This is a genomic window from Pararhizobium capsulatum DSM 1112 (genome assembly GCF_030814475.1).
In the GTDB taxonomy this organism is placed as follows: Bacteria; Pseudomonadota; Alphaproteobacteria; order Rhizobiales; family Rhizobiaceae; genus Pararhizobium; species Pararhizobium capsulatum.
Window position 1 is genome coordinate 4,172,652 of record NZ_JAUSVF010000001.1, and the last position, 11,796, is coordinate 4,184,447.

At 60.0% G+C, this 11,796-nt stretch carries 11 protein-coding genes; 8 read left to right on the plus strand and 3 right to left on the minus strand.

The features are described 5' to 3' along the window. Positions 1-29 precede the first annotated feature (29 nt). The 5 genes from QO002_RS20060 (at position 30) to QO002_RS20080 (ending at position 5,695) form a co-directional block, all read left to right on the plus strand. A complete protein-coding gene (locus QO002_RS20060) occupies positions 30-1,214 on the plus strand; it encodes a Gfo/Idh/MocA family protein (RefSeq protein ID WP_307232891.1) in 1,185 nt (394 codons plus the stop codon). Between the two features lie 161 nt (positions 1,215-1,375). Then, positions 1,376-2,749: a GH1 family beta-glucosidase gene (locus QO002_RS20065; RefSeq protein ID WP_370878525.1), complete on the plus strand. Its 1,374-nt coding sequence runs from the start codon at positions 1,376-1,378 to the stop codon at positions 2,747-2,749. A gap of 376 nt (positions 2,750-3,125) precedes the next feature. Continuing rightward, the gene (locus tag QO002_RS20070; protein WP_307232894.1) at positions 3,126-4,190 is read left to right on the plus strand and encodes a methionine ABC transporter ATP-binding protein; all 1,065 of its coding nucleotides are present in this window, start codon (positions 3,126-3,128) and stop codon (positions 4,188-4,190) included. Beyond that, the gene (locus QO002_RS20075) at positions 4,180-4,845 is read left to right on the plus strand and encodes a methionine ABC transporter permease (RefSeq protein ID WP_307232896.1); all 666 of its coding nucleotides are present in this window, start codon (positions 4,180-4,182) and stop codon (positions 4,843-4,845) included. The genes QO002_RS20070 and QO002_RS20075 overlap by 11 nt, the downstream gene beginning before the upstream one ends. Before the next feature lie 70 nt (positions 4,846-4,915). Beyond that, positions 4,916-5,695 carry a MetQ/NlpA family ABC transporter substrate-binding protein gene (locus QO002_RS20080; protein ID WP_307232899.1) on the plus strand — a complete coding sequence of 260 codons (780 nt, stop codon included), beginning with the start codon at positions 4,916-4,918 and terminating at the stop codon, positions 5,693-5,695. Between the two features lie 122 nt (positions 5,696-5,817). On the opposite strand, the gene QO002_RS20085 is transcribed toward QO002_RS20080, so the two are convergent. Both QO002_RS20085 and QO002_RS20090 read right to left on the minus strand, forming a co-directional pair. Then, positions 5,818-7,404, minus strand: a complete 1,587-nt coding sequence (locus tag QO002_RS20085; RefSeq protein WP_307232901.1) for a DHA2 family efflux MFS transporter permease subunit — start codon at positions 7,402-7,404, stop codon at positions 5,818-5,820. Positions 7,405-7,562: 158 nt separating this feature from the next. Beyond that, positions 7,563-8,786, minus strand: a complete 1,224-nt coding sequence (locus QO002_RS20090; protein WP_307232903.1) for an HlyD family secretion protein — start codon at positions 8,784-8,786, stop codon at positions 7,563-7,565. A gap of 183 nt (positions 8,787-8,969) precedes the next feature. Here QO002_RS20090 and QO002_RS20095 point away from each other — a divergent pair, with 183 nt between their 5' ends. From QO002_RS20095 to QO002_RS20105, 3 genes are all read left to right on the plus strand, one after another. Continuing rightward, a complete protein-coding gene (locus QO002_RS20095) occupies positions 8,970-9,614 on the plus strand; it encodes a TetR/AcrR family transcriptional regulator (RefSeq protein WP_307233559.1) in 645 nt (214 codons plus the stop codon). Between the two features lie 47 nt (positions 9,615-9,661). Continuing rightward, positions 9,662-10,144 carry a GyrI-like domain-containing protein gene (locus tag QO002_RS20100; RefSeq protein WP_307232906.1) on the plus strand — a complete coding sequence of 161 codons (483 nt, stop codon included), beginning with the start codon at positions 9,662-9,664 and terminating at the stop codon, positions 10,142-10,144. Positions 10,145-10,284: 140 nt separating this feature from the next. After that, on the plus strand, positions 10,285-11,046 hold the full coding sequence (locus tag QO002_RS20105; protein ID WP_307232908.1) for a TerC family protein: 762 nt from the start codon (positions 10,285-10,287) through the stop codon (positions 11,044-11,046). 213 nt (positions 11,047-11,259) lie between these two features. On the opposite strand, the gene QO002_RS20110 is transcribed toward QO002_RS20105, so the two are convergent. Then, positions 11,260-11,793 carry an SRPBCC family protein gene (locus QO002_RS20110; RefSeq protein WP_307232910.1) on the minus strand — a complete coding sequence of 178 codons (534 nt, stop codon included), beginning with the start codon at positions 11,791-11,793 and terminating at the stop codon, positions 11,260-11,262. Between the last annotated feature and the right edge of the window lie 3 nt (positions 11,794-11,796).

Consider the following 11,796-nt stretch of genomic DNA (forward strand, 5'->3'; position numbering starts at 1 on the left):
GCACAAAAACCAAATTCAGGAGACACAACATGGCTATCGAAGGCAGCAGCACTGAACCGCGCGAAAAGCGTATACGGCTCGGTATGGTTGGCGGCGGTTCCGGAGCGTTCATCGGCGGCGTGCATCGCATGGCGGCCCGGCTCGACGATCATTTCGAACTCGTCGCCGGCGCCCTCTCCTCGACTCCGGAAAAGGCCAAGGCCTCCGGCCTCGAACTCGGTCTCGATCCATCGCGCACCTATTCCGATTTCAAGGAAATGGCGATCCGCGAAGCCAAGCTGAAGAACGGCATAGAGGCCGTGGCAATCGTCACGCCGAACCACGTGCATTATGAAGCGGCAAAGGAATTCTTGAAGCGCGGCATCCACGTCATTTGCGACAAGCCGCTGACCTCGACATTGCCCAATGCCCGGAAGCTGAAGAAGATCGCCGATGAAAGCGACGCGCTCTTCGTGCTCACCCACAACTACACCGGCTACCCGATGGTGCGTCAGGCCCGCGAGATGGTGCTGAATGGCGATCTCGGCCCGATCCGCCTCGTGCAGATGGAATATCCGCAGGACTGGCTGACGGAAAACATCGAGCAATCCGGCCAGAAGCAGGCCTCCTGGCGCACAGACCCGGCCCGCTCCGGTGCCGGTGGCTCGACCGGCGATATCGGTACCCACGCCTACAACCTCGGCGCCTTCGTTTCCGGCCTCGAGCTGGAAGAGCTCGCTGCCGATCTCGACAGCTTCGTCGAAGGTCGAGCGCTGGATGACAACGCCCATGTGATGATGCGCTTCAAGGCCAAGGACGGCCAGCGCGCCAAGGGTATGCTCTGGTGCAGCCAGGTCGCCCCCGGCAACGAGAATGGCCTGATGGTTCGTGTCTACGGCACCAAGGGCGGCATCGAATGGGTGCAGAAAGATCCGAATTATCTCTGGTACACGCCCTTCGGCGAACCGAAGCGCCTGATCACCCGTGCCGGCGCCGGCGCCAGCGGCGCTGCCGCCCGCGTTTCGCGCATCCCCTCCGGCCACCCTGAGGGTTATCTCGAAGGTTTCGCCAATATCTACAGCGAAGCCGCCCGCGCCATCTACGCCAAGCGCAAGGGCGAAAAGCTCGATCCGGCCGTCATCTATCCGACCATCAATGACGGCTTGAAAGGCATGATGTTTGTCGATGCCTGCGTGCAGTCGTCGAAACGCAATGGCGCCTGGATCAAAGTCTAGGATTACCGTTGGAGACGGCTCTGCCGGAAGCGGCAGGGCTGTCACTTTCCGCTTGATGTCATCATCTTGTTATTGACTTTTGATCGCGTGGCTTTACTGCAACGTTGCAGATTTCAGAGCAGACGCGGCGTTCTCTCCGCCGCCAACCGAAGAGAACCATCGTGATCGATCCCAAGACCCTCGCCCAGCGTTTCCCCGGCGATTTCCTGTTCGGTGTCGCGACCGCCTCCTTCCAGATCGAGGGTGCATCGAAGACCGATGGCCGCAAGCCCTCCATCTGGGATGCATTTTCCAACATGCCGGGCCGCGTCCACAACCGCGATAACGGCGACATCGCCTGCGACCATTACAACCGGCTGGATGACGATCTCGACCTGATCCAGAGCCTCGGTGTGCAGGCCTATCGCTTCTCGATCGCGTGGCCGCGCATCGTGCCGGAGGGCACCGGACCGATCAACGAGAAGGGCCTGGACTTCTACGACCGCCTCGTCGATGGCCTGAAGGCGCGCAACATCAAGGCCTTTGCGACACTCTACCATTGGGATTTGCCACTCGCGCTGATGGGCGACGGCGGCTGGACGGCACACTCGACCACCCATGCCTTCCAGCGCTACGCCAAGACGGTGATCTCTCGTCTCGGCGACCGACTGGACGCTGTTGCGACCTTCAATGAACCCTGGTGCTCCGTCTGGCTCAGCCATCTCTACGGCATCCATGCGCCGGGCGAGCGCAACATGGATGCGGCCCTTCATGCGATGCACTATACCAACCTCGCCCATGGCCTTGGCGTTTCCGCGGTGCGCGACGTACGGTCGGACCTGCCTGTCGGCATCGTCATCAACCCGATGCACGTCTATGCCGGCAGCGACAGCGTCGCGGACCAGGCAGCCGCCGAACGCGCCTTCGACTTTCACAATGGCGCCTTTTTTGGCCCAATCTTCAAGGGCGAATATCCGGAAAGCCTCCTCTCCGCGCTTGGCAACCGAATGCCGAAGGTGGAAGCCGAGGACATGGCCGTTATCTCGCAAAAACTCGACTGGTGGGGTGTCAACTACTACACGCCGATGCGCGTCTCCGACGATCCGACCCCATCAGCGGAATTCCCGGCGACGGTCAACGCCAAACCGGTCAGCGACATCAAGACCGATATCGGCTGGGAGGTCGTTCCGCAGGCGCTGGGCGATCTTATCCGCACACTGAACGAACGCTACAGTCTCCCAGACTGCTACATCACCGAAAACGGCGCCTGCTACAACATGGGCCTTGAGAACGGCATCGTCGACGATCAGCCGCGCCTCGACTATATCGCTGACCATCTCGCCGTCACCGCCGAGCTGATCAAGGAAGGCTATCCGATGAAAGGCTATTTCGCCTGGAGCCTGATGGACAATTTCGAATGGGCGGAAGGTTACACGATGCGCTTCGGCATCGTCCATGTCGATTACGATACCCAGGTCCGCACCATCAAGAAGAGCGGTCACTGGTACAAGGAACTGGCCGAACAGTTCCCGAAGGGCAACCACAAGCCCGGTTGATCCTCAAAGGCCGGTGGCCATGCCACCGGCCTAATCCCGATCCATCTTCCGGTCATTCCACGGCGATTATCTCGGTCCACGCAAGAATTATCCGGCGGTTTACGGTTACTTGGAAAATTTTCGCTGGATCGGCAGCGAAAATGCGCGCATTAGAGAGCCATCTTGAGCGCCGCTACTTACATTCGGCGCGAATTTCATGGCGGGGCAACCGGATGCTGGGCAACTGGCAATGTTGGCGAATGTGCGAGAGCTGCAAGGGCTGATTGCCCTTTCTGCGGCGCCATTGCGCGCATCCACTGCCTTGCCCGTTTCATTGCCCGAGAGTTTCCATGCCCATACCAGTTTCCGTGAATGTTTCCCTGCGGAGGGACGTCCAATGACGACATCCTCCCTGTCCCCCATGGTTTCGTTCACCGGTGTCTCGAAGCACTTCCCGGCCAGCGGCTCGGGTGCTGCCTTCACCGCGCTCGACGGCATCGATTATTCCGTCGCCAAGGGCTCGATCACCGGCATCATCGGCCGCTCCGGCGCCGGCAAGTCGACGCTGATCCGCCTCGTCAACGGACTGGAGCATGCGTCGAACGGCAAGGTGCTGGTCGATGGCGTCGATGTCGGCGCGCTCGATGAAGCGGGCTTGCGCACCCTGCGCCGCTCGATCGGCATGATCTTCCAGCATTTCAACCTGCTGTCTTCGCGCACCGTCTTCGACAATGTCGCGCTGCCGCTCGAAATCGCCGGTGTCGGCAAGGCCGCAATTGAAAAGCGCGTGCGGCCCCTGCTCGATCTCGTCGGCCTTGACGACAAGCATGCGCGTTATCCATCCGAGCTTTCCGGCGGCCAGAAGCAGCGCATCGGCATTGCCCGGGCCCTGGCGACCGAGCCCAAGCTCCTGCTCTCCGACGAGGCAACCTCGGCGCTCGATCCGGAAACCACCCAGTCGATCCTCGATCTCCTGAAGACCATCAACGCCGATCTCGGCCTGACCGTGCTGCTGATCACCCATGAGATGGAAGTGGTCAAAGCCGTGACCTCCGATGTCGCCGTCATCGACCGCGGCCGCATCGTCGAGAGCGGACGCACCTTCGATGTCTTCACCCAACCTTCGCATGAAACGACCCGAGCGCTTCTCTCCGGCCTGCCCGGCTCGAAGCTGCCGGAAGCGCTGGCGCGCAACCTGAAACAGAGCCCGTCGGCAGGCGACCGCGCCGTCGTGCGCCTGACCTTCTTCGGTGCGACAGCCGAACGCCCGCTCGTCTCGCAGCTGATCAGTTCGGTAGGCACCGAGGTCAACATTATCGCCGGCACCATTGATGAGATCGGCGGCGAACCCTATGGCTCGCTGGTCGTCGCCTATGCTGCAACGCCGGAAACCTCCGGCCGCGCAGAACGCTTCTTTGCCGAAAACGGTCTTGTTACGGAGGTGCTCGGCTATGTCGCCTGATCTTCTGCTTCTCATCGGCAAGGCCACGCTCGATACCTTGCGCATGGTCGCCATCGCCGGCCTGATCGGCTCGCTGATCGGCCTGCCGATCGGCGCGTTTCTGGCAACGAGCGGTCGTGGCGAGCTTTTCCCGGCGCCGAATATCAACCGCATCGTTGGCCTGATCATCAACGCCACCCGCTCCACGCCTTTCATCATCCTCGTGGTCGCGATCATCCCGCTCACGCGGCTGATCACCGGCACCTCGATCGGCACCAAGGCCGCGATCGTGCCGCTGACCATCGCAACGATCCCCTTCGTCGCCCGCCTCGTCGAAGCGGCGATCCGGGAGGTCGACAAGGGCCTCATCGAAGCGGCACGTGCCATGGGAGCCACGCCGACGCAGATCGTCTTCAAGGTGTTGCTCGCCGAAGCACGCCCGGCCCTGACGCTGGCGCTCACCATGACGCTTGTCAGCCTGATCGGCTATTCGGCCATGGTCGGCGCCGTCGGCGGCGGGGGCTTAGGCGATCTCGGCATCCGCTACGGCTACCAGCGCTTCATGCCGGATGTGATGCTGGTCGTCGTCATCGTGCTGATCGTGCTGGTGCAGCTCGTGCAGAGCGCCGGCGATGCACTCGCCCGTCGCTTCGACAAGAAAAGCCGCAAATCTTAGATCCAGTTTCTACCCACGGGCCGGGGAGACGAATCCCAGTCTCCGGTCCACCTTCATAAAGGAGTACCCCATGAAGAAATTCATCCTCGCCGCTTCGCTGGCGCTGGCTGTCGCAACCGGCGCTGCCCAGGCAGAATCAATCAAGGTCGGCGTCACGTCGGGCGAGCACGCGCAGATCATGGAAAAGGTCAAGGAAGTCGCGGCAAAGAAGGGTCTCGACATCGAGATCCTCGAGTTCTCCGACTATGTTGTGCCGAACCAGGCACTGGCTGATGGTGACCTCAACGCCAACTCTTTCCAGCACCAGCCCTACCTCGACAATCAGATCGCCGATCGCGGTTTCGATCTGGTCAGCATCGGCAAGACCATCACGACCCCGATGGGCGTCTATTCAAAGAAGGTGAAGAGCCTCGGTGAGCTGGCTGATGGCGCAACCGTCGCCATTCCGAACGACCCGACCAACGGTGGCCGCGCGCTGCTCATTCTCGCCAAGGAAGGCCTGATCAAGGTCAAGCCGGAAGCCGGCCTGAAGGCAGGCCCGGCCGACGTGATCGAAAATCCGAAGAACATCCAGTTCTCCGAACTCGACGCCGCCCAGCTTCCGCGCTCGCTCGATGACGTCGATGCCGCCGTCATCAACACCAACTACGCCATGGAAGCTGGCCTGCATCCGAAGACGGATGCCATCGCCATCGAGAGTGCCGAATCGCCCTATGCAAACGTGATCGTCGTGAAGAGCGCCGACAAGGATGCGCCCTGGGCCAAGACCTTGGTCGAGGCCTATCACGACGACAGCATCAAGGCTTTCATCAATGACGAGTTCAAGGGCGCCCTGATCCCGTCCTGGTAAGATCGACTGGCAGTTCAAAAAGAAAGCCGCGTGGAGCAATCCGCGCGGCCTTTTCTTATGGTTTGTCGAAAGTGTGGGACTGATCGGCATTCGGTTCAGGCCGATTCGAATGGCGGTCTGTCCTAGTGGCCGCCGCCACCGCCGGGTGCTCCCTGCGGTTTCTTGATCAGCAGGGCGCAGAAAACCAATGCGCCAAACAAGCCTGTCAGGATCAGGAACACATCAATGAACGACAGGACCCAGGCCTGTTGTGTCACGATACCCGACATCTTCTGGATGGCGATGGTTGCACCATCCAGACCATGCGAATTGAAGTTGTTTTCCATGCTCTGCAGACGGTCAAGCGCTTCCGGATTGTTCCACTGCACATGCTCGGAAAGCCGGGCATAGTGCTCCTGCTGGCGCTGGGTCAGGATCGTGTTGATCGCAGCCAGGCCCACGGCGCCGCCGAGGTTTCGCGTCAGGTTGAAGAGACCTGAGGCGCCCCGGATACGATCCGGCGTCAGCGTGCCGAGCGCCACGTTGTTGATCGGCACCATGCAGAGCATCAGGCCGACACCGCGCAGGATCTGCGGGACGAGCAACTCGTAGAAATCCCAGTCGGCTGTCAGCTTGCTCATGATATAGGTGCCTGCCGCAAAGCTTGCGAAACCAATCATCATCATGAAACGCGGATCGAGCTTGGTCGACAGCTTGCCGGCGACCGGCGCCGTGCAGAACATCGCAAGGCCCGAGACGAACATCGTCTCGCCGATCATCAGCGAATCGTAGCCGCGGATGCGCCCGAGATAGAGCGGATAGAGGTAGGTCAGGCCGTAGAGGCCGATACCCATCACGAAGGAGAACAGCGAACCGAAGGCGAAGTTTCGATTTGAGAACGCCCTGAGATCGACCACCGGGAAGTCCACGGTGAAGGCCCTGTAGAAAAACACCAGCGCGCCGATCCCCGAGGCAACCGCCCCCATGAGGATATATTCGTCGCTGAACCAGTCGTTGGCATTGCCTTCTTCCAGCACATATTCGAGCGCACCGAGAAACACGCCCATGGAGAGAAGCCCCCACCAGTCGAACTTCTTGAACAGGCTCAGTTCCGGCTTGTCGAAATCGATCAGGTTCCAGGTCACGATCGTCACGATGATGCCGGGGATGATGTTGACCAGGAACAGCCAGTGCCAGGAGAAGGCGTGGCTGAGATAGCCGCCAACCGTCGGGCCGATGGTTGGCGCAAGCGTAGCGACAAGGCCGATGATCGGCGAGACGATGCTGCGCTTGGATGGGGGGAAGATGGTGAAGGCGGCAGCGAAGACGGACGGGATCATGCCGCCGCCGATAAAGCCCTGCAGTGCGCGGTAGATGATCATCTGGTCGATGTTCGTCGCCGTCGCCGCCAGCGCGCTGGCAATGGTGAAGCCGGCAGCCGATACCGAAAACAGGACGCGCGTCGAGACGATGCGCGCCAGCGTGCCCGAGAGCGGGATCATGATGACTTCGGCGATCAGATAGGAGGTCTGTACCCAGCCGATCTCATCCGATCCCGCGCTCAGGCCCGCCTGGATTTCGGCAAGCGACGCCGAAACGATCTGGATGTCGAGGATCGACATGAACATGCCGAACACCATGGCGAAGAAGGCGATAAGCCGCTTCGGGTCCATGCGCTCTGCGGCGGGCGCGGCTGTCGGCATCGCGCCGGCGGTTGCGGTTGCAGCCATTCGATCCACGCTCCTCGAGCGAAAGCGGTCGTTTTCGGACGGAAAACGACCCGGTTATCAAGATAATGAGACCAGCCGGTTCATGCGGCCCATATCCGTGCAGCTCTCCGAGCCCGGCGGACCATGAAAAAGGGCGGCGCCGGAGCGCCGCCTCTTGTTTACTTGGCGACTGCCGTCTCGCCACTTGAAGGTGCCGTGCGAGTATCGACATCGATGACGACGCTGAGGCCTGCCCGAAGACGACCGCTGTCCAGCACTTCCTGCGGGAAGGAGATGCGGACCGGGACGCGCTGGATGACCTTGGTGAAGTTGCCGGTGGCGTTTTCGGCCGGCAGCAGCGAGAAGACCGAACCGGATGCCGGAGCAAGCGACTCAACCGTACCGATGATCGGCTCTTCGTCGAAAGCATCAACATGGATGCGAACCTTGGAGCCCGGAACCATGTGGGCGATCTGCGTTTCCTTGAAGTTGGCGTCGATATAGAGCTGCGTGACCGGCACCAGGGCTGCGAGCCGCTGACCAGCCGAGACGAGGTCACCTTCCTGCACAGCAAGATTACCAACGATGCCGTCATACGGCGCCTTCAGGACGGTGAAGCCGAGGTCACGCTCTGCCTTGTCGCGGGCAAGCTCAAGCGAACGGACCGTGCTTTCGGCTTCCGCGCGCTGGGCTTGGAGAACCGTGATGTTGGCCTTGGCTGCTGCGATATTGGCATCGCCACCGATCAGATTGGCCTTGGCCTGGTCCAGGGCGACATCAGCCGTGTCCTTGGCAGCAACCGTACCAACGGCCTTCGACTGAAGGTCGCTGGCGCGCTTCTGGTTGGTTTCGGCACCACGAACAGCCGCTTCAAGTGCCACCTTTGATGCCTCTGCCTGGGCAAGGCTCGCATTGGCGCCGGCAATCTGGGCATCGAAGCGCTTGAGCGACAGCTTTTCCGTCGTGATCTGGGCTTCGGCCTGTTCAGCCGCTATTCTGTAGTCACCGTTGTCGATTGTGATCAGCGGGTCGCCCGCTTTCACGCGTTGGTTGGCGATGACATCGACCTTCTCAACATAACCGGAAACCTTCGGCGAGATCGACGTGATATCACCTTCGATATAGGCGTCGTCGGTGGAGATCAGGAAGCGACCATCCGTCCACCAGTCGTAACCATACCAGCCGCCACCGGCCAGCAAGGCGAGACCAACGATTGGCAGCAGGAAGGAGCGGCGCTTCGGCTTGACAGGCGCGCCGGTTGCAGCAGGGGTCGTCGCGGCCTCTACCACGGGCGCAGCCGTATCCTTTGCCTCGGGCGCTGCGGTTTCCACCTCGTTCTCCGCGTTGAACTCTTCGTCCACGGGACGAACGTGAGCAGCACCGGTTTTCTTTGATACGGACATATTGCGCGACCAGCCCTTATATGGGAAATTTCGAACCAAACCGTTCGGTTCGATTGACATAGTGCGAATAAACGCACATATCAAGTGAAATCGAACCGAACGGTTCGAAAAGTTAACGACGCGACAACAAAATATAAGCCTGGAGGAAAATACGTGAGCAACACCGCCGAAGTCCAAGACGAGATGGCCGCAGGCTGTCCTGCTGGCCGAAGGGTTGCCGGTGAAGATCCCGCCAAACGCGAACAGATTATAGAAGGCGCCAAGCGCGTCTTCATGCAGGGCGGCTTCGATGCCGTCTCGATGAACGACATCACGAAAGAGGCCGGCGTTTCGAAAGGCACGATCTATGTTTACTTCGAAAACAAGGAAGACCTATTTGCCGCGATGATCCAGCAGGAACGCAGCCGCATCGTTGCAACGGTGAAGCATGTGCTGGACGAAGACAAACCGCTGCGAGAAACCCTGATGGAATTCGGCGTGACGCTCGCAAGCCACATCACCGCCGACCACACCATTCGGGCCATGCGCATCGTGCTCGGCGTCACCGACCGCATGCCGCAGCTTGCCTGCGGCTTCTTCGGCGCCACGCCGGAAAACGGTCACACCGTTCTCCATGCCTTCCTTGAGAGAAAGGTAGAAGCCGGAGAGCTTTCCATCCCGGATACTGATCTCGCCTCACGTCAGTTCATTGAGATGGCGATGGCTGGCATGTTCAAACAGCGACTCTTCGGCGTCATGACGGAGCCGCCAACGCGCGAACTCCTTGAGTACACAGTTTCATCTGCAGCTGATGTTTTCCTGAAGTCCTATCTTCCCGAGCACGGTTGATTTGCCCCACCGCTGAAGGCACAGTCGGCCGTCAGTGGAGGAGCTTGATGGAAACCAACGCACAACTTTCACCGCGCGTGGCCGGATCGCCAGCAATGCTGATGGCCGGCATGGTGCGCGAATACACGATGGGCAAGATCGAGGGCATTCCTGCCCAGTGGCAGGAGTTCAACCGCTCGGCAGATATGATTGCCGATCCCGTCGGCGCTGTGGCCTATGGCATCTGCACCCACGAAGACGGCAAGGAGGGGCACTTCCTCTATCATACGGCGATGGAAGTGTCGGGGCCTTCTCAGCTTCCCGCCGGATTCGAGTTCTTGAGTCTTCCGGCTCGCGTTTACGCGGTCTTCAGCCATGATGGCCACGTTTCCGGCATCGCGCCACTCATTCAGCGCATCTTTTCCGAATGGCTGCCGGCGTCCGATTTTCGGCACGGTTCCTTTCCCGACATGATCGAGCGCTATGACCAACGTTTCGATCCCGCAACCGCCACCGGCGTCACCGAAATCTGGATTCCGATCGAGAGTTAACGGTATATCGCAGCCCTTGCGGTACCTTCCCGCTTGCAAGAGCAGCAATGCTTCATACATAGGCTGCTCCATGCGCGGTTGCTTAAAAGCGGTGCGACACATGTAATTTCGATTGATCCATCGAGGAAGGACCGGCTCTGATGCCAGAAATGCTACAGCTTCTCCAGGACCCCACAGCTTGGGTTGCGCTTGTCACTCTGGTCGTCATGGAGGTGGTGCTGGGGATCGACAACCTGATCTTCATCTCGATCCTCACCAACAAGCTGCCGGCGGGACATCGCGAAAGAGCACGCCGCATCGGCATCAGCCTTGCACTCATCATGCGCCTTGCCCTGCTGGGCACGATCGCCTGGATCGTCAAGCTGACGACGCCGGTCTTCGAACTTTACGGCCATGGCTTCTCCTGGAAAGACATGATCCTGATTGCCGGCGGTCTTTTCCTCGTCTGGAAGGCAACCAAGGAAATCCATCACAACGTCGATCCCGCCGATCATAACGAGGATTTCATCGCAAGTTCTGTGACTGCGACCTTTGGCGCTGCCATCGGCCAGATCCTGCTTCTCGATCTCGTCTTCTCGGTCGACAGCATCATCACCGCCGTCGGCATGACCCCGCATCTGCCGATCATGGTGATCGCCGTCATTGCCGCTGTGACCGTGATGCTTGTGGCCGCCGGTCCGCTGGCCCGTTTCATCGAGCGGAACCCAACAATCGTCATGCTGGCGCTTGCCTTCCTACTGATGATCGGCACCACGCTCATTGCCGAAGGCATGGGGCTGCATGTGCCGAAGGGCTATATCTACGCCGCCATGGCCTTCTCGGCCCTCGTTGAAGTACTCAACATGCTGTCGCGCAACAGGCGGCAAAAAGCCGCCGCAGCGAAAGCAGAACACGGAAAATAATGGAAAGCCCCGGGACCTCAAATCCCGGGGCTTTTAAGTTAGGATTGAAGAGGATGCGAGCCGGAAGGGTAAGGAGCTCGTCTGCCGTTTCGTTGGCCACAGGAAGAAATCGGAAAAATTCCCATGTTCTCCGGCGCCCTCGGGTCCGATTGACACAGCCCGCATTCCTCTGCGGAATTAACGAGCGGGCCATGCCATGGTTCCCGTTTTCGATTATTTTTCAGCGATCGCCTTCAGGTTTTCGAGGCCCGCGGCAAAATCCTTGCCGATCATCTCATCCATGCTGAAGACCAGCCCCATGACCTTGGCGATCAACGGCGCCGGACCATCCATCGCCCAGGTGATCGCCGTTCCCGCGGTCGCGGGGATCAGTGTAAAGGTCGCGATATTGTGGGCTTCGAACGGCTTGGAGAAATCGAGTTTGATCACGATCTTCTCCACTGACGATTCGACGATCTCCATTTGTCCGGCACCTGCCTTGCCGCTGCCGCTCCAGGCATAGGTCGCGCCCTGCCCGGCCGGCGCGCCGCTGATCGTGCGGGTCATAGCCGGATCGAGCTTTTCATAGGGCGACCACGCCTGCCATTGATGGAAGTCGTTGATCAACGGCACTATCTTCTCCGGCGGAGCGGCAATGATGATGCTGCGCTCGACATGGAACGTATCCGGCTTCGTCGAAGCAAAGATAACAAGCGCGATAATGGCAAGCACTATCACCGCGAGGACAATCAGAATAGTCTTCAACATAAT